The following is an 18,699-nucleotide window of genomic DNA, read 5'->3' as shown; positions in this document are numbered from 1 at the left end:
CGGGGCGGCGGTGCTGTGCCTGCTGGCGGCCGTGCTGCTCGCCGTCTGGAACTCGTACGCGCAGACCTGAACCGGCCCCGCGGAGGACGTCAGGCGGCGAGGTCGCTCTCGTGCGTACGCTGCCCCGCGGGCGGGGTCTGCGCCTGCGGCAGGTCGACCGGCCGCGGCAGCGCGCCGCCCCTGGCCCGTACGAGCCGGCCGGCGCGCCGGGAGCGGGCCACCGCCCGCACGGCCGGGTTCAGCGCCGCCATCGCGAGCGGCGCGAGCAGCAGCACCACGGCGGTGCCGAGCGCGAAGGCCCCGATGACGTCGGTCGGGTAGTGGACGCCCATGTACACGCGGCAGAGGCCTTCGGCGAAGGCCAGCCCGATCCCCAGGAGGCCGAACCTCCGGTTCGCCACGAACAGGCCCACGCCCAGGGCCATCGCGAGGGTGGTGTGGCCGCTGACGAAGGAGAACTCGGTGTGCCCGAGCCCGGCGCCGAGGCCGGAATCCAGCACCTGGAGGCCCTCGTGCTGCATGAACGGCCGCGGCCGCCCGACGAACTCACGCAGCGGCACATTCACCAGCAGCGCCAACCCGGCGGCCAGCGGGGCCCAGACGAGCGCGGCGCAGGCCTCGACGGCGGTGGCCTCGTCCTGCCGGCGGGCGCCGTGCCAGCACCACAGGACCAGCAGCACCAGGGCGAGCAGGATCCCGTACTCCCCGGCCAGGCTCACGGCCCGGTCCAGCCACGCAGGAGCGTGCCGGGCGGCTCCGTTGATCCCGTACAGCAGGCTGACATCCACGTTCGGCCCACCTGTTGTGAGTCCAGCCATGGTGATGCGGCCCCTTGCCCTTGCCGTGGTCCCCTGCGGACGCACCCCTGTGTGCGCCCCTCCGCCCCCACTTGATCAACCCCCGCGTTCATGGAACGCCCGTTCTGGCTCCTACGTTCCATTCTCCACGCAATGATCACTCCAACGTTATCGAAGAGTGACTCATCGTCGCAGCTCAGGGCCTTCGCCTTACGGTGAGTTACTAAGACGCCCGACCGGCGGCGGAACGCTCCGGAAGGGCCTCCGCACCATCTTTGGTCACGCGCGTCGCACCGAAGTAATCGGGGGTGTCGATCTTGTCGAACCGGATGACGGCGCCGGTGTAAGGGGCGTTGATCATGTAGCCGCCGCCCACGTACAGCCCGACGTGCCGGATCTCCCGCGAGTTCGTCAGATCGTCGGAGAAGAAGACCAGATCACCGGGCAGGAGTTGATCGCGCGAGGGATGCGGCCCGGCGTTGTACTGGTCGTTCGCCACCCGCGGCAACGTGATCCCCACGGTCTCGTACGCGGCCTTGGTCAAGCCGGAACAGTCGAACCGCCCGCCCTGATCGGGCGTCCCGTTCCCACCCCACAAATACGGCGTCCCGAGCTGCTTCTGCGCGAAGTAGATCGCCCCGGCGGCCTGTTGCGAAGGCGCCACCCGCCCGACGGGCCGCTCGAAACTCTTGGCCAGCGTGGTGATGGCCTTCACGTACCCCTGGGTCTCCTTGTACGGCGGAACCCCGCCGTACTTGATGACCGCGTAGGCACCCGCGTTGTAGGCCGCCAGCATGTTGGACGCAGGATCCCCCGGCACGCTCGCCACGTCCTTGGCCAGCTGGCAGTCGTAGGAAGCCGCGGAGGGAATCGCGTCGTTCGGGTCCCAGATGTCCCGGTCCCCATCGCCGTCGCCGTCAATGCCGTGGCCCGCCCAAGTACCCGGAATGAACTGCGCGATACCGCGCGCGTCCGCCGGACTCACGGCGCTCGGGTTCCAGCCGCTCTCGGAGTACAGCTGGGCAGCGAGCAGTGCCGGATTGATGGCCGGGCAGAGGTTGCCCCATTTCTCCACCAGCACCTGGTACTTCGCGGGAACGGCGCCCTTCGCCAGCCCCACCGCACGGCCACCCGCGCCGGCACCCACGAGGCCGGCCGCCGCCGAGTACGTCCCCACGACGAGGAGCGCCACGAACGTCAGACACAGCCCGAACCCGATCCCGCCGACCATCCAGAATCTGCGCACCCGTCAACCCTCCCCCATCCCCGTCACTTCAACGTGTTACGCGGCCGTGTCGCATGTCCTACTACCCCACTCGGAAGCCGGAACAGGCGATGCTCGCGTACTTCGTAGGGTCATCCTCGACGTGGTAGAAGACGACCGTCCAGTCCCCGGGGTCGGCGGACAGGGGCACGGCGGGCCACGTCCTGCCCGCGGCGTGCATCGTGAAGTCGTCCGGATACGTGAGCGTCACGTCGCCACCCGACTTCCAGTGCGTGTAGATGTCGACGGGCTTGCTCGTATAGCCGACGGCCCGGTTGTCCGCGGGGAAGGGCTTTCCCGTGGACGGCTCGATGTCGTGGGGGGACTTGACCGCCACGGAGACGTAGTACGGATCCGGCGCGGACTGGGCCATCTCCGCGTACTTGATCCGCATCTTGACCGACGCCGACCTGCCCGGCTTCCCGTTGACGCCGGTGGTCGACACCGCCGACTGGAAGCCGGCGCCCGGAGACTTCTCCTCGGCGGGCTGGTTGCACTGACCGACCCCCTGGACGGCCAGGTCCGGATCGGGGGCACCGGTCCACACATAGCGCGAGATCTGGTTGTTGTCGATGTATTCGGCCGGTGGTCCGGCAGCACCCTTGGAGCCGGTGGCCGCGGGTGTCCGCCCGCCTTGGGCCGCAGGCGGCGCACTCGTGGCACCGCCCTTGTCGACCCCGTCCCGGACCGCGCCCCCGGTGCCGCCGCTTCCACCGCTTCCCCCGCCGTCGAACGGGAGCAGCTTCCACGCCGCCAGGGAAAGCACCGCCGCCACGGCCACGCCCGCACCGACCCGGGCCCCGCGCCGCGGCCGCGGTCGCGGCTCCCGGGCAGCCTGCGGGCCCCGGTCGGGGTCCGTCGGAACGTACGGGTGGCCGGGCCCCTGCGTCCGCATCTCGTGCACCGGTACGGCCTCACCCAGCACGCCGAGCCCCAGGTACACCGGATCGTCGATCAGCGCGTCCCGGACCCCGCACCGCCGGATGACCTCGGCCGGATCCGGCCGCACCGCCGGATCCTTCGCCACGCACGCCTCGATCAGCGCCGACAGCCCCGGCTCCACCCCGGCCACGTCGATCGGCTCGTGCACCGCCCGGTAGCTCACCGTCGCCGCCACGCCCGTCCCGAACGGCGGCCGCCCCGTCGCCGCGTACGCGAGCGTCGCGCCCAGCGCGAACACGTCCGCCGCGGCCCCGGCCTCCGCTCCCAGCAGCACCTCCGGCGCCGTGTACCCCGGCGTTCCCGGAGCCTGCCCCTCCTGCGTGAGGGCCGTCTCCCCCACGCCCCGCGCGATGCCGAAGTCGATGAGCTGCGGCCCCTGCGCGCCCAGGATGACGTTCTGCGGCTTGAGGTCCCGGTGCGTCACCCCGTACGCGTGCACGCTCGCCAGCCCCTCCGCGAGCGCCGCGAACAGCCTCCGGCAGGTGTCCCCCGGCAAACGACCCCGCTCGCGCACGGCATGACTGAGCGTCGGACCGGCCACGTACTCGGTCGCCAGCCAGTACGGCGCCGCCGCCAGCGAGGCGTCGATCAGGTTCGCCGTGTACGCCGACCGCACCGCACGCACCGTCTCGGCCTCGCGCCTGAACCGGGCCAGCGCCTCCGGATGCCCGGTGATCTCGTCCCGGATCACCTTCACCGCGACCAGCCGCCCACCGGGCGACCGCCCGAGGTACACCTGCCCCATCCCCCCGGCACCGAGCCGGGCCAACAGCGCATGCGCCCCGATCTGCGCGGGGTCGACGTCTCTCAGGGCCTCCACCGGCACGAGCCTGCCACACCGACTCCCGCACTAAGAAGGCGGGTTGAGAAGAGGGAACCGACGGGCCGATTAGGAACGCGGCGCCACGTACAAACTCTGCGCGCTCCGCCCGATGGGCCCCTTCTCGTCGTGCAGCAGCGCGTCCGCGAGTCCGATCCCGGCGGCGTCCACACTCGTACGGGCCTCCACGCACGCCCACTCGCCCACCGGGTGGCGGTGGAGGTGCACGGTCAGGTCACCGTTGATGAAGACGTACCGCCCGAAGTCCATCACCGAGCTGATCCCGTTGCCCGAATCGGCGGCGATCAGCACCCGGTCCAGCGGCCTGGTCTCCTCCCCGGCGACGAGCGGCACCTTCATCCGCGTCCAGCAGGTGCCGGGGCCCAGTTCGACGAAGGCGCCCTCGGTGAACCGGGTCTCCATGGCCGAGTGGTAGCCGGTCTCCCACGGCACGGGGAAGAACGGCGTCACCTCCACCTCCCCCGGCGGCGGCAGCTGCGGCCCCGGGACCACGGCGGGCACGGCCTCCTCGGCGACCCGGATCCGCAGGGCCCGCGCCAGCATCACCGGCGCACCGCCCGCCGGCGCGAGGGCGGCCTCGACCACCTCCGTACTGCGCCCGGCCCGCAGCACACTGGTGGTGACCTCCAGCTCGCCGATCGGGACCGGCCGCAGGATCTCGTACGTGATCCGCGCGATCCGCATGTCCGTCCGCGCACCCGGCCGCTCCTCGACGGCCCGCCCGAGCAGCGCGGCCGGCGGCCCGGCATGCTGCGAGCCCGGGTCCCAGGGCCCCCGCGTGTACTCGGTGGCCAGGAACCGCCCGGCGTCGATCCGCTCGAAGAACCCCTCGTACCCGTCGTACCCCTCGGCAGCACCCATACCACGCACGCTACCGACAGGTAACCAGCTCCACCACCCCTTGCGCCGGCCCCGGCAGCGGCGGCCCCAGCGGACCCAGCGGCCCCTGCGGGCCCCTCCGACCCCCCTCCCTCACTCAGCGGGCGAACCCCAACCCCACCCCCAGCCCCACCAGCACCGAACCGATGGCCCGGTTCAGCGCCTTCTGCGCCTTCAGCATCCGGTCGCGCAGCCGGGAGACGGAGAAGAACAGCGCGACCGCCCCGAACCAGCCCAGGTGCGCCGCCGACATGAACAGCCCGTAGCCCACCTGCTGCCACACCGGGGTCTGCGGATTCACCACCTGCGTGAAGGTCGACACCACGAACAGCGTCGTCTTCGGATTGAGCACATTGGTCAGGAACCCCGACCTCATCGCCCCGAGCCGGGTCAGCTGCGGCTTGGACTCCAGGTCGACGGTCACCTCCGCCCGCGCCCGGAAGGTCCGTATCCCGATCCACACCAGATACGCCGCACCCGCCAGCTTGATCGCGGTGAACAGCGCGGTGGAGGAGGCGATCAGCAGACCGACGCCGAGCATCGTGTACGAGACGTGGACCAGCACACCGGCCGCGACCCCGGCTGCGGCGAACAGCCCGGTGGGACGCCCGTAGAGATAGCTGTTGCGCACCACCATGGCGAAGTCGGCGCCGGGACTGATCACGGCGAGGAGAGTAATAACGGCGACTGCGATCACTTCTGTCATACGCGGATGCTCACCGCCACCGCCCCGCGGATCAAGGGCTTCCGGGCGCCGTGCCCCGAGGAACCTCGCCGACCGGGGACAATGGACAGCGTGCCGAACCACCCCGCCGCCGCCGTCCCCGGCCTCCCCGCGCTCCCCGTCCTGCAGGCCGACTGCGCGAACTGCTTCGCGCTCTGCTGCGTGGCACTGCCCTTCGCCAAGTCCAACGACTTCGCCGTGAACAAGCCCGCCGGGACCCCCTGCAAGAACCTCCAGCAGGACTTCCGCTGCGGCATCCACACCCGGCTGCGCGACAAGGGGTTCCAGGGCTGCACCGTCTTCGACTGCTTCGGGGCGGGCCAGCAGGCCTCCCAGGTCACCTTCGGGGGCCGCGACTGGCGCACGCACCCGGGCACGGCCGGCCGGATGTTCGAGGTCTTCCCGGTCCTGCGGCAGCTGCACGAGCTGCTCTTCTACGTCAGCGAGGCCCTGACCCTCCCGGCCGCCGCCCCGGTCCACGCGGAACTGCGCCGGGCCCTGACGGAGACCGAGGAACTGACCCGCGCCGACGCGCAGGCCCTGGCCGACCTGGACGTCAGCCCCCTGCGCCAGCAGATCAACACCCTGCTCCTGAAGGCCAGCGAACTCGTACGGGCGAAGGTGCCGGGCCGCAAGAAGAACCACCGCGGCGCCGACCTGATGGGCGCGCGCCTGTCCGGAGCCGACCTCCGCGGCGCGAACCTCCGCGGCGCCTACCTGATCGCCGCCGACCTCACCGGCGCCGACCTCCGCACGGCCGACCTGATCGGCGCGGACCTCCGCGACACCAACCTCCGCGGAGCCGACCTCCGCGACGCCGTCTTCCTCACCCAGCCCCAACTGAACGCGGCCCAGGGCGACCCCACCACCCAAATCCCCCCAACCCTCACCCGCCCCACCCACTGGACCTGACCCGAACTCCCCGGCCGCTGCCCGGCGCCGCTTCAGCCCTCCCAGCCCCGCCCGGCGCCTCCTCCAGCCCCGCCCGGGAGCGCCCTCCAGCCCCGCCCGGGAGCGCCCCATCCAGCTTCGCCCGGCGCCCCTTCCAGCCCCGCCCGGGAGCGCCCCATCCAGCTTCGCCCGGCGCCCCTTCCAGCCCCGCCCCGGAGCGCCCTCCAGCCCCCCGCTGGCGCCCCTTCCAGTCCCACCTGGCGCCGCTTCCAGCCCCGCCGGCGTTTGAGGCGCGGGGGTCCGGGGGCGCCCCCGGCAACGGCGCCGCACCCGCCCACCACAGCCACCCCACCCACCCCGGACAAGGCCCGGCCCGGGAACCTCACACCCGCGCCAAAAACCCCCCGCACGGCAGCGAAGTACCCCTCCGGGTCCCCGACCCGCACCGCATGCCCCGCCGGCAACTCGACCAACCGCACCCCCGCCCTCCGCACCGTCATCTCCCGCGCATGCTCCGCGGACAGCACCCCGCTCCGATCCCCCCGCACCAGCAGCGTCGGCTGCCGCACCCCCAGCCAGTCCTCCCAGTGGTCCCCGTTCAGCCCCCGCTGGGACTCCACCATGTCCTCCACCTCGAACGCGGTCCCCCACCCGTCCGGGTACTCCCTCACCGACCCCGCCAGGTGCGGCGCGGCACTCCCCACCCCCGCCAGGAACTCCTCCCGGGTCGCCGCCCGTCTCGGCCACTCCCGGGCGAACGACAGGTCGCCGTCGACCACCGCCCCGATGTCCTCGACCACCACCGCCCGCACCAGATCCGGCCGCCGCGCCGCGAGCTGATACGCATTCACCCCGCCCAGCGAGTGCCCCAGTACCACCGCCGGCCCGAGCCCCAGCTGCTCCAGCAGGGCCGCCGCATCCGCCACGTACCCTTCCCGCGAGTACTCCCCCGCACGGTCCGAGTCCCCGTGCCCCCGCTGGTCCAGGGCGATCACCCGCCACGCCGGACCCACCTCCCGGGCCAGCCGCTCGAAGGCCGTCGCCCCCGCCCCGAAGTGGCCGTGCAGCGCCAGCAGCGGGGCTCCCGGCCCACCGAAGTCCGTATGGGCGAGCCGCCGCCCGTCCTGCGTCACCATCACCCCCGGCAACGGCCCCAGCTTGTCGGTGACCCGCTGCCGCAGCAGCTGGTACTCCTCCCACCGCCTCCGCAGCCGCCCGCCCGGCCGCTTCACGACCTGCCCCGGCGTGATCGTCTCCCCGCGCCGGAACTGCTCCCTCGTCAGATCGATCCGTATGCCGCCGGGCAGCAGGTTCCACCAGTGGTAGCCCTCCTGCCGGCCGCCGTGGAACACCTCGCCCCGCACCAGGTCCCCGCCCACGAGGTCCTGCACCACGAGAGCGGTGATGTCACAGTGCCCCCAGGCCGGATTCTCCGGAGTCCAGGGAATCTTCGTGATGTCGGAGGGCTCACAGGTCTCGGCCGACCATCCCGCCCGGATGGCCGCCTCGAGGTCCGCGAGAGTCCATGGAGTCGTCATGTTCCCCAGCGTGCCGCACCCCACTGACAACGCCGTCGCGCACGCCACCGCGCACCCACAAGACGACAATCATTGCCCGGCGTCACCCCCCGTGATACACAGAGTGACCGGATGTTCTCGCGCATACACACCGCCCCTGCCCAGGTCAGAGCGCGGAAGCGGAGCGCGGGCCGCGAGATCGGGTAAAGAGAGCCGTCAAGTCGACGACGACGGCGGTTTCATCAGCGAAGATAGTGCGTGACCCCTGCCGTCGGGCGAGGGGCTTCCGGAACTACCCATACAGGGGCGGTGAGTTACATGATCCTGGCAGCCGAAAAGGGCGACATCACCACCATCATCGGCGGAATCGCCCCGAACTGGGGGCCTTTCGGCAGTCTCGGCAACGAAGCGAAGGTCATGATCGAGGTGGTCATGGCCGTGGCGATCCTGCTCTGCCTGGGCATCGCCATCTGGGGGGCGGCCAAACAGCGCATCGGCGCGACCGCCCTGCGCGACACGTTCAGCGCCGAACAGGGCAAGGGCCTGATCGTGGCCGGACTCACCGGAGTCTTCATCATCGGCTCCCTCGGGACGCTGTTCACGATCGTCTACGGGATGGCCGTCTAGCCGGTCCGCGCGCCGGATCCCGTAGCTGATGACGCATCACCACACCACATCCACGCGGGAACCAGCGCTACCGTCGTACGACGCGGAGGGGGCGAACAGGGAATGAGCAACGACGACCAGTACGGCGGCGCCGGCGGCTACGGCGAGGTCGGCGGCACCGGCCAGACCCGCACCCGCCTCCCTGACGCCCCGGCCGACCCCTACGGCCCCAACCGCCGGACCCCACGCACCTCCCGCAGCCTGATCACGGTGGTCGGCGTGGTGGTCCTCCTGATCGCGGCCATCGCCTTCGCCAACTCGGGCCCGGACACCCCCTCGGACCCCGCCTCGGACAAACCCCCGGCCGCCTCCTCCACGGCAGCCACGGGCACGGACCCGGTCACGGGCAAATCCGCAGGCATCCCCAAGGGCTTCGCCCACGACGAACAGGGCGCCCAATCGGCGGCCGCCAACTTCGCAGTGGCCCTCGGCTCCGACGGCATGTTCAACACCGGCCGGAGAGGTGCCATCGTCCAGGCGGTGTACGCACCGGATGTCGCCGCCGCGCGGCAGAGCGACCTGGACCGCGTCTACACCGATACACAGTTCTTGGCGCGCATCGGACTCGATACCGCCGGAAAGGCGCCCAAGGATCTGACCTTCATCTCTCGCACGAACCCCGTCGGAACGAAGGTCGAGAAGTACAGCGCGGACACCGCGACCGTATCGGTCTGGTACTCGACCCTCTTCGGCCTCGCCGGTGAAGGCTCGAAGAGCCCGGTCACCGAAAGCTGGTACACGAACACGTTCGAGCTGCGCTGGATCGACAACGACTGGCGCATCGCGGACTTCACGCAGAAGGACGGGCCGGCCCCCGTGGGCCAGGACCAGCGGGCTGCCACCGCCGAGGAGATGGCCGCTGCCGTATCGCAGTTCGGGGGGCTCACCTATGCACGCTAGCCGTCGCGGCCTGTCCTTCGCGGCCGTCCTGGCCGCAGTACAGGCGACCGCGGTCCTGCTCTCCGCGCGCGCGGTGGCCGCGCCCACGCCCGCGCCGACTCCCGAGGCGACCAACAATCCCTGCGACCTCATCCGAGGTCCGGCCAAGGAATACTGCGAGCGCGGCAACGGCGGCGGCACCGGCGGAGCCCCCGGCCTCGCGCCCAGCGACCCGGCCGACGCCCTCAACCCCCTCGCCTCCCTCGCCCGCGGCTGCGCCGACGCCGCAGCCTGGATCGTCACCAAGCTCAGCGAAGCGGTCAAGGGCTCGGCCGAGGTCGACTTCACCAACCCCGCCTTCCTCAAGCAGTACGCCGTCGTCTTCGCCGCCTCCACCATCCTCACGCTCGTCCTGTGGCTCTTCGCCGTCGCCAAGCGAGCCGTCCGCGGCGTCCCCCTCACCACCGCCATGTCCGAAGCCATCGGCTTCCTCTGGCTCACCGTCCTCGCCTCCGCCTTCACCCCCCTCATCCTCTACACCGTCGTCTCCGCCACCGACGGCGTCACCGAGGTCATCGCCTCCGCCGCCGGCGGCCAGACCGACGTCTTCTTCGGCTCCTTCTCCGAAGCCCTCAAGAAGGGCGACGACATCGGCGGCGGCCCGATCATGCTGATCGTCGTCGCGCTCGTCACCGTCCTCGCTGCCGGCGTGCTCTACCTGGAGCTGTTCATCCGGGCCGCCCTCCTCTACGTCGGCGCCCTCCTCGGCGTCGTCGTCTACTCCGGGCTCGTCGACCGCAACCTCTGGGGCCACGTCCGCCGCTGGGCCGGCATCATGATCGCCGTCATCCTCGTGAAGCCGGTCATCGTCATCGTCCTCGGCCTCGCCGGCGCCCTGACCGGCGAGAAGGGCCCCAACGCCTTCTCCGCCGTCGTCACCGGCCTCGCGATCATCCTCCTGGCGATCTTCGCCTCCGCGATGATCTACCGCTTCGTCCCCGGCTTCGGCGACGAGATCGCCTCCGCCCGCTCCAACCGCAGCAAGGCCACCGACGGCGCCCAGGCGGCCGCCGTCATCAGCTCCCCGGCCTCCCTCGTCTCGCAGGGCATCAAGACCCACAGCAGCCGCGGCGCCCACCGCGGCGGCGACGGCGGCGGCAGCAACGCGCCCCGCCCCGCCAACCCCCTCTCCGGAGGCGTGGCCGCCCACAGCAGCCGACCCACCTCCGGCGGCGGGGCCGGCGGCGGATCTGTCCCCTCCGCCGCACCCCCGCCCCGCACGAGCTCGAGCACGAGGAACACAGGAGGTGACGGGCGTTGACGACCCAGTCCCACCAGATGCACCCGGTCGCGCCCCGCCGCACGTATCTCATCGGCCGCGCCCGGCCGAACGCGATCGTCGGCAAGAACCGCGAGACCGGCGAGATCGCCCTGATCATCGCCGGGGCGTTCTTCGGCATGATGAGCGGACTGCTCGTCCCCGACCTCACCCTGCGCATCGTCAGCCTCGCCGGCTTCCCCATGATCGCGCTGGCCGCCGTGTACGTCCCGTACAAGGGCCGCACCTTCTACCGCTGGTTCGAGATCAGCCGCAGCTACAAGAGGACCCTGCGCCGCGGCACGACGTACCGCTCCGGCGCCATGGAGGCCGGCATCCGCGGCTCCGACGGCCGCGAGGTCGAGGTCGGCCCGCCCCCCGGCATCGGCCGCATCAACTGGCTCGCCGCCCCCTTCGGCCCCGACGAGATCGCCGTCCTCCTGCACGCCGACCGCCGCACCGTCACCGCCGCCATCGAGATCGAAGGCCCCGGCGTCGGCCTGCGCGACAGCGAGGACCAGGAAGCCCTCGTCGACCGCTTCGGCACCCTCCTCAAGCACGTGGCCAACGGCGACGGCTTCGTCACCCGCCTCCAGATGCTCGCCCGCACCCTGCCCGCCGACCCCGACGCGCACGCCAAGGACGTGGCCCAGCGCGGCGACACCCAGTCCCCCGGCTGGCTGCGCGACTCCTACGACCAGCTCCAGTCGATGGTGTCCACCTCCTCCGAGCAGCACCGCGCGTACCTCGTCGCCTGCATGCACTACACGCGCGAACTCGCCGCCGAGGCCAATGCCATCGCCCGCGCCGGCACCCCCCACAAGGGCCGCAAGCTCGACCGCGACGCCGGTCTCGCCATCGTCATGGCCCGCGAGCTCACCGACATCTGTGCCCGCCTCGCCGAGGCCGACATCCGCGTCCGCCAACCGCTGGGCCAGGGCCGCCTGTCCTCCCTCGTGCACTCCATGTACGACCCCGACCACCCCATCGACCACATCCAGGCCATGACCAAGCGCAACGCCTGGCCGGCCGAGCTCGACGCGGTGGAGCCCACCTTCCTCCAGGCCAAGACCCGCGAGTCCTCCACCCGCGCCCCCTGGTGCCACGCCACCGCCTGGGTCAAGGAATGGCCGATGACGCCCGTCGGCGTGAACTTCCTCGCCCCGCTGCTCGTCCACACCCCCGACGTGATCCGTACCGTCGCCGTCACCATGGACCTGGAGCCCACCGAGGTGGCCATCGAGCGCATGCTCACCGAGAAGACCAACGACGAGGCCGACGCCTCCCGCGCCGCCAAGATGAACCGCACCGTCGACCCCCGCGACATCGCCGCCCACGGCCGGCTCGACCAAAGAGGTGAAGATCTCGCCAGCGGTGCGGCGGGAGTGAACCTCGTCGGGTACATCACGGTGTCCTCGCGTTCGCCGGAGGCCCTCGCCCGCGACAAGCGGACGATCCGCGCCTCCGCCGGGAAGTCCTACCTGAAGCTGGAATGGTGCGACCGCGAGCACCACCGCGCCTTCGTCAACACCTTGCCGTTCGCCACCGGCATCCGACGCTAGCTGGAGGGAAGTGCCGCCCATGCGAGATCCCATGTCCGCCCTGACGGACGCCTTCACCAGCTTCCTCTTCGGCAAAGTCGAAACCACGCGCCTGCCCGTCCGCACCTCCACCGGGCAGGCGCAAGCCGTCTACCTGCCCACCGCAGCCCCCGGACTCGGCGACTCCGGCGTCATCATCGGCCGCGAGGTCTACAGCGGCAAGGGCTACATCTACGACCCCTTCCAGCTCTACGGACAGCAGCTCCCGGCCCCCCACTGGCTGGTCCTCGGCGAATCCGGAAACGGCAAGTCCGCCCTGGAGAAGACCTACGTACTGCGCCAGCTCCGCTTCAAGGACCGCCAGGTCGTCGTCCTCGACGCGCAGGGCGAGGACGGCGTCGGCGAGTGGAACCTGATCGCCCAGCAGCTGGGGATAACCCCCATCCGCCTGGACCCCATCGCCGCCAACGACGACGGGATCCGCCTCAACCCGCTCGACCCGGCCATCACCGCGACCGGGCAGCTCGCCCTGCTCCGGACCATCATCGAGGTGGCCATGGGCCACGGCCTCGACGAGCGCGCCGGCTTCGCCCTCAAGGTCGCGCACGCCTACGTCGTCGACACCATCCGCGACCGCCAGCCCGTCCTCACCGACATCGTCGAGCAACTGCGCCACCCCGAGGCCGAATCCGCCCTGGCCATGAATGTCGACATAGACGATGTCCGGGCCTGGGGTCTCGACGTCGCGCTCGTCATCGACCGCCTCGTCGACGGCGACCTGCGCGGCATGTTCGACGGCCCGACCACCGTCGGCATCGACCTCGACGCCCCGCTGATCGTCTTCGACCTCTCCCACATCGACCGCAACTCCATCGCGATGCCGATCCTCATGGCGATCGTCGGCGTCTGGCTGGAGCACACCTGGATCCGGCCCGACCGCAAGAAGCGCATCTTCCTCGTCGAAGAGGCCTGGCACATCATCAACAGCCCCTTCGTGGCGCAGCTGTTCCAGCGCCTGCTGAAGTTCGGCCGCCGCCTGGGCCTGTCCTTCGTCGCCGTCGTCCACCACCTCTCCGATGTCGTCGACGGAGCCGCCGCACGCGAGGCCGCGGCCATCCTCAAGATGGCCTCGACCCGAACGATCTACGCCCAGAAGGCGGACGAGGCCAGAGCCACGGGCCGGGTCCTCGGCCTGCCCCGCTGGGCGGTGGAAATCATCCCGACCCTCACCCCGGGCATCGCCGTCTGGGACGTCAACGGCAACGTCCAGGTGGTCAAACACCTGATCACCGAAGCCGAACGCCCCCTGGTCTTCACCGACCGCGCCATGACCGAGTCGTCCGCCCCCACCCGCCTCCCCGCCGACATGCTCGCCGCCGAACTGGAGGCGGAGGAACGGGCCCTGTCCATCGAACGCCGCCGCGGCGGCCCGGGCTCCGCGACCACGGTGGCCTGACCATGCACGACGCACGACGTACGGAACCCCCCGCACGCGGCGGCGGCATCCCGGACGGCCTGCTGGTCGGCCTGCTGGCCTTCCTCCTCGGCCTGGCCGTCCTGGTCTGGTCGGCCACCGGCCTGGCCGCCGTCGCCGCCAAGGGCGCCTGGCCCGACACGGTCACCTTCACCCGGACCCCGGGGGCCGTCCGCGGCCTGATAGCGCAGCCGCACGACATCCCGGGCGCCTGGCCGGACACCGACCCGGGGGCCCTTTCGGGCTGGGGCCTGTTCTGGGGCCTGTTCGTCAGCCAGCTCCTGGTGCTGTTCGTCCTCACCGTCTTCGCCATCGGCGTGATCGCCCGCACCAAATCCCGCCGCGCCCTGACCAAACGCCTCACGGAACCCGCGACAGCGGAAGCGGAGGCGGCGACGGCGACAGCAGTACCGGCGGCTCAGCCCACCCCGTCAGCCCCGCCGGCGTTCGAGGCCCGGGGGTCCGGAAGCAGCGCCCCGGGCGGCCCGCCCGCACCCACTACGACCGCCCCGCCGCCCAGCCCGTACGCGCCCACCGCCACGGCGCCCACCGCACCGGCGGACGAGGCGTACCGCTACGGCTTCGGCTACGCCCCCCAGCCCGCGTCGGCGGCACCCCCCGCGTCCGCAGCCACCACCACGCCGGCGGACGGCATCGCCTTCGCCGCCCCCGACGACCGCCTCCGCGCCGCCGCCCACCGCATCCGGGAGACCGAGGGCGCGGCCCTGATCGTGAGCTCCGCCCCCACCCTCTGGGCCGAGACCAAGGACGCCCGCGCCAAACTCGGCCCGGTCCTCCTCTACGACCCCTCCCACCTGTGCGACACCCCGGCCCGCATGCACTGGAACCCGGCCGAGGGTTGCGCCGACCGCGACACCGCCGCCGCCCGCGCGATCGCCCTGCTGGCTCCCGTAAGGCCGCAGGCCCGCATGGACGCCGCCGTCGCGGACACCGCCGAGACCCTCCTGCGCAGCTGGCTCCAGGCCGCCGCCCTGGACGACCGCCCGTTCAAGCTGCTCCACCGCTGGGCCCAGGGCAACAGCGCCCAGGACCCGGTCCGCATCCTGCGTACGCACCCCCAGGCAGCCCCCGGCGCGGCCGGCGAGCTGGAGAGCGCACTCACCGCCCACCCCGAACGCCGCGAGCTCGCCCAGAGCCTGACGGCCCGGGCCCTTTCCTGCCTGACCTCGATCCACATCCGCGAGGCCTGCAATCCGAACCGAACAGATGCCCTCACCTTGGCATCGTTCGTCACCGAAGGGGGCACCCTCTATCTGGTGGGTGAACCTCTGGAGGATCCCCGCACCCACCCGGGTGCGATGCCCCTGCTCACCGCACTCGCCTCGCACGTGGTCGAGCACGGCCGCCGCATGGCCGCACGGTCATCCCACGGTCGGCTCGACCCACCACTTTCCCTGGTGCTGGACGACGTGGCCGCCGTGGCCCCCATCCCCCAGCTCCCGGAACTCCTGAGCGAGGGGACGCTTCCCCTGCTCGCCCTGTGCCGCAGCCGGGAGCAGGCCCGCTCCCGCTGGCCGCAGGGCGACTTCTAGACCGACGCGGCCGGCCGCTGGAGCACGTACTCCAGCTCCTTGGCGTCCGCGTTCCCGGGCGTCGGCACGACCACCCCGCTCGGCCGGAACCCGTACCGCCGGTAGAAGGCCGCGGCCCGCGGATTGTCCTCGTGGACGAAGAGCCGTACGCGCTCCAGCGCCGGCTCCTCCAGCCCCCAGGCCCACTCCAGTGCGCCGGCGAACAGGGCCTCGGTCAGCCCGGTCCCCCGCTGCCCGGCCCGCACGAACACGCCCACGACGTGCCCTTGCGTCTGCTGGACGCCCTGGTCGAAGAAGTCGGTGCTCCCGCCCTCCTCGACGATCACAGTCACCGACCCGTCCCAGGTCCCGTCGGGGGCCTCGGCGACGAACTGCCGTACCGCCCGCCCCTGTGACGCCCCCTCGGTACGTCCCTGCCAGAACTCATCGGGCTGCGCCTCGGCGTTCTCCACCGTCTCCAGGAAGGCCACGGGTGCCGCCGGGTCCTGCAGTGCGGAGATCCGCAGCTCCTTGACCTTCAACCACTCGTCACTACGTACTGCTCGTATCACGTGCTGGATCTCGCTCATGCGTCATGATCCTAGCCACGACCCCGCGGAGGCTTCACCTGAAAATCCGCCCGCCCGCCAACCGGCCCGTAAACGCAGAAAAGCCCCGCACCGAACCCTGAAAGGGCTGGTGCGGGGCTTTCCCACAATGATTGTTCGGCGGCGTCCTACTCTCCCACAGGGTCCCCCCTGCAGTACCATCGGCGCTGAAAGGCTTAGCTTCCGGGTTCGGAATGTAACCGGGCGTTTCCCTAACGCTATGACCACCGAAACACTATGAAATTTGAACGCTGGCATGAACACAGCTGTTCGTTATTTCAGAACTAACACAGTGGACGCGAGCAACTGAGGACAAGCCCTCGGCCTATTAGTACCAGTCAGCTTCACCCGTTACCGGGCTTCCACATCTGGCCTATCAACCCAGTCGTCTACTGGGAGCCTTACCCTCTCAAGGAGGTGGGAATACTCATCTTGAAGCAGGCTTCCCGCTTAGATGCTTTCAGCGGTTATCCCTCCCGAACGTAGCCAACCAGCCGTGCCCTTGGCAGGACAACTGGCACACCAGAGGTTCGTCCGTCCCGGTCCTCTCGTACTAGGGACAGCCCTTCTCAATATTCCTACGCGCACAGCGGATAGGGACCGAACTGTCTCACGACGTTCTAAACCCAGCTCGCGTACCGCTTTAATGGGCGAACAGCCCAACCCTTGGGACCGACTCCAGCCCCAGGATGCGACGAGCCGACATCGAGGTGCCAAACCATCCCGTCGATATGGACTCTTGGGGAAGATCAGCCTGTTATCCCCGGGGTACCTTTTATCCGTTGAGCGACGGCGCTTCCACAAGCCACCGCCGGATCACTAGTCCCGACTTTCGTCCCTGCTCGACCCGTCGGTCTCACAGTCAAGCTCCCTTGTGCACTTACACTCAACACCTGATTGCCAACCAGGCTGAGGGAACCTTTGGGCGCCTCCGTTACCCTTTGGGAGGCAACCGCCCCAGTTAAACTACCCATCAGACACTGTCCCTGATCCGGATCACGGACCGAGGTTAGACATCCAGCACGACCAGAGTGGTATTTCAACGGCGACTCCACAACCACTGGCGTGGCTGCTTCAAAGTCTCCCACCTATCCTACACAAGCCGAACCGAACACCAATATCAAACTGTAGTAAAGGTCCCGGGGTCTTTCCGTCCTGCTGCGCGAAACGAGCATCTTTACTCGTAGTGCAATTTCACCGGGCCTATGGTTGAGACAGTCGAGAAGTCGTTACGCCATTCGTGCAGGTCGGAACTTACCCGACAAGGAATTTCGCTACCTTAGGATGGTTATAGTTACCACCGCCGTTTACTGGCGCTTAAGTTCTCAGCTTCGCAACCCCGAAAGGTCACTAACCGGTCCCCTTAACGTTCCAGCACCGGGCAGGCGTCAGTCCGTATACATCGCCTTACGGCTTCGCACGGACCTGTGTTTTTAGTAAACAGTCGCTTCTCGCTGGTCTCTGCGGCCACCCCCAGCTCACGGAGTAAATCCGATCACCAGTGATGGCCCCCCTTCTCCCGAAGTTACGGGGGCATTTTGCCGAGTTCCTTAACCATAGTTCACCCGAACGCCTCGGTATTCTCTACCTGACCACCTGAGTCGGTTTAGGGTACGGGCCGCCATGAAACTCGCTAGAGGCTTTTCTCGACAGCATAGGATCATCCACTTCACCACAATCGGCTCGGCATCAGGTCTCAGCCTTAATGAGGGACGGATTTGCCTACCCCTCGGCCTACACCCTTACCCCGGGACTACCACCGCCCGGGCTGGACTACCTTCCTGCGTCACCCCATCGCTTACCTACTACAAGTCTGGTTCGTCGGCTCCACCACTTTCCTTTCCCCGAAGGGTCCGGAACGGCTTCACGGACTTAGCATCGCCTGATTCGATATTGGGCGTTTCAAAGCGGGTACCGGAATATCAACCGGTTGTCCATCGACTACGCCTGTCGGCCTCGCCTTAGGTCCCGACTTACCCTGGGCAGATCAGCTTGACCCAGGAACCCTTAGTCAATCGGCGCACACGTTTCTCACGTGTGTATCGCTACTCATGCCTGCATTCTCACTCGTGAACCGTCCACAACTAGCTTCCGCTGCTGCTTCACCCGGCACACGACGCTCCCCTACCCATCACAGCGGGCGTTGGCCCTATTGCTGCAATGACACGACTTCGGCGGTACGCTTGAGCCCCGCTACATTGTCGGCGCGGAATCACTTGACCAGTGAGCTATTACGCACTCTTTCAAGGGTGGCTGCTTCTAAGCCAACCTCCTGGTTGTCTCTGCGACTCCACATCCTTTCCCACTTAGCGTACGCTTAGGGGCCTTAGTCGATGCTCTGGGCTGTTTCCCTCTCGACCATGGAGCTTATCCCCCACAGTCTCACTGCCGTGCTCTCACTTACCGGCATTCGGAGTTTGGCTAAGGTCAGTAACCCGGTAGGGCCCATCGCCTATCCAGTGCTCTACCTCCGGCAAGAAACACACGACGCTGCACCTAAATGCATTTCGGGGAGAACCAGCTATCACGGAGTTTGATTGGCCTTTCACCCCTAACCACAGGTCATCCCCCAGGTTTTCAACCCTGGTGGGTTCGGTCCTCCACGAAGTCTTACCTCCGCTTCAACCTGCCCATGGCTAGATCACTCCGCTTCGGGTCTAGAGCGTGCAACTCAATCGCCCTATTCGGACTCGCTTTCGCTACGGCTTCCCCACACGGGTTAACCTCGCTACACACCGCTAACTCGCAGGCTCATTCTTCAAAAGGCACGCAGTCACGACCGTTGTTCCGAAGAACAACGGCGACGCTCCCACGGCTTGTAGGCAC

General features: G+C 69.4%; 14 protein-coding genes and 2 rRNA genes (1 of these 16 only partly in view). 7 read left to right on the top strand and 9 right to left on the bottom strand.

Annotation, left to right across the window (positions count from 1 at the left end):
• Positions 1-89: 89 nt before the first annotated feature.
• The 5 genes from B6R96_RS19290 to B6R96_RS19270 all read right to left on the bottom strand — a co-directional run bounded on the left by B6R96_RS19290 (position 90) and on the right by B6R96_RS19270 (position 5,429).
• Positions 90-818: a phosphatase PAP2 family protein gene (locus B6R96_RS19290; RefSeq protein ID WP_081523050.1), complete on the bottom strand. Its 729-nt coding sequence runs from the start codon at positions 816-818 to the stop codon at positions 90-92.
• A 202-nt stretch (positions 819-1,020) separates the two neighbouring features.
• Positions 1,021-2,028, bottom strand: a complete 1,008-nt coding sequence (locus tag B6R96_RS19285; protein WP_030387235.1) for a C40 family peptidase — start codon at positions 2,026-2,028, stop codon at positions 1,021-1,023.
• 76 nt (positions 2,029-2,104) lie between these two features.
• A complete protein-coding gene (locus B6R96_RS19280; RefSeq protein ID WP_203351636.1) occupies positions 2,105-3,823 on the bottom strand; it encodes a serine/threonine-protein kinase in 1,719 nt (572 codons plus the stop codon).
• Positions 3,824-3,892: 69 nt separating this feature from the next.
• Positions 3,893-4,705 carry a thioesterase family protein gene (locus tag B6R96_RS19275; protein WP_081523048.1) on the bottom strand — a complete coding sequence of 271 codons (813 nt, stop codon included), beginning with the start codon at positions 4,703-4,705 and terminating at the stop codon, positions 3,893-3,895.
• A gap of 115 nt (positions 4,706-4,820) precedes the next feature.
• Positions 4,821-5,429 (bottom strand): LysE family translocator, encoded by a 609-nt coding sequence (locus B6R96_RS19270; protein ID WP_030013149.1) that lies wholly within the window; start codon positions 5,427-5,429, stop codon positions 4,821-4,823.
• Positions 5,430-5,510: 81 nt separating this feature from the next.
• Between B6R96_RS19270 and B6R96_RS19265 the strand changes: the two genes are divergently transcribed.
• Positions 5,511-6,359: a pentapeptide repeat-containing protein gene (locus B6R96_RS19265; RefSeq protein WP_081523047.1), complete on the top strand. Its 849-nt coding sequence runs from the start codon at positions 5,511-5,513 to the stop codon at positions 6,357-6,359.
• Between the two features lie 32 nt (positions 6,360-6,391).
• Here B6R96_RS19265 and B6R96_RS38805 read toward each other — a convergent pair whose 3' ends face one another.
• Positions 6,392-7,876, bottom strand: coding sequence for an alpha/beta fold hydrolase (locus B6R96_RS38805; RefSeq protein ID WP_081525158.1), 1,485 nt, complete (start codon positions 7,874-7,876; stop codon positions 6,392-6,394).
• Positions 7,877-8,173: 297 nt separating this feature from the next.
• Between B6R96_RS38805 and B6R96_RS19255 the strand changes: the two genes are divergently transcribed.
• The 6 genes from B6R96_RS19255 to B6R96_RS19230 all read left to right on the top strand — a co-directional run bounded on the left by B6R96_RS19255 (position 8,174) and on the right by B6R96_RS19230 (position 15,286).
• Positions 8,174-8,482: a hypothetical protein gene (locus B6R96_RS19255; protein WP_008742356.1), complete on the top strand. Its 309-nt coding sequence runs from the start codon at positions 8,174-8,176 to the stop codon at positions 8,480-8,482.
• 102 nt (positions 8,483-8,584) lie between these two features.
• Positions 8,585-9,421 (top strand): hypothetical protein, encoded by an 837-nt coding sequence (locus tag B6R96_RS19250; protein ID WP_081523046.1) that lies wholly within the window; start codon positions 8,585-8,587, stop codon positions 9,419-9,421.
• Positions 9,411-10,721: a hypothetical protein gene (locus tag B6R96_RS19245; protein WP_053701525.1), complete on the top strand. Its 1,311-nt coding sequence runs from the start codon at positions 9,411-9,413 to the stop codon at positions 10,719-10,721. Before B6R96_RS19250 ends, B6R96_RS19245 begins: the two co-directional genes overlap by 11 nt.
• The gene (locus B6R96_RS19240) at positions 10,718-12,280 is read left to right on the top strand and encodes an SCO6880 family protein (protein ID WP_030390874.1); all 1,563 of its coding nucleotides are present in this window, start codon (positions 10,718-10,720) and stop codon (positions 12,278-12,280) included. Before B6R96_RS19245 ends, B6R96_RS19240 begins: the two co-directional genes overlap by 4 nt.
• Before the next feature lie 19 nt (positions 12,281-12,299).
• A complete protein-coding gene (locus tag B6R96_RS19235) occupies positions 12,300-13,715 on the top strand; it encodes an ATP-binding protein (RefSeq protein ID WP_030390875.1) in 1,416 nt (471 codons plus the stop codon).
• Between the two features lie 2 nt (positions 13,716-13,717).
• On the top strand, positions 13,718-15,286 hold the full coding sequence (locus tag B6R96_RS19230) for a type VI secretion protein (RefSeq protein ID WP_081523045.1): 1,569 nt from the start codon (positions 13,718-13,720) through the stop codon (positions 15,284-15,286).
• Here the strand turns inward: B6R96_RS19230 and B6R96_RS19225 are convergent.
• From B6R96_RS19225 to B6R96_RS19215, 3 genes are all read right to left on the bottom strand, one after another.
• Entirely contained in the window at positions 15,283-15,846 is a 564-nt protein-coding gene (locus B6R96_RS19225) for a GNAT family N-acetyltransferase (protein WP_081525157.1), read from the bottom strand. The two genes, B6R96_RS19230 and B6R96_RS19225, sit on opposite strands and share 4 nt — an antisense overlap.
• A 142-nt stretch (positions 15,847-15,988) precedes the next feature.
• Positions 15,989-16,105 (bottom strand): 5S ribosomal RNA (rrf, locus tag B6R96_RS19220).
• A 76-nt stretch (positions 16,106-16,181) separates the two neighbouring features.
• A 23S ribosomal RNA gene (locus B6R96_RS19215) occupies positions 16,182-18,699 on the bottom strand (it continues 605 nt past the right edge of the window).

Source organism: Streptomyces sp. Sge12, assembly GCF_002080455.1.
Taxonomy (GTDB): domain Bacteria; phylum Actinomycetota; class Actinomycetes; order Streptomycetales; family Streptomycetaceae; genus Streptomyces.
The sequence above is the reverse complement of the archived record's forward strand: the minus strand, read 5'-3'. Positions and strand labels throughout refer to the sequence as shown.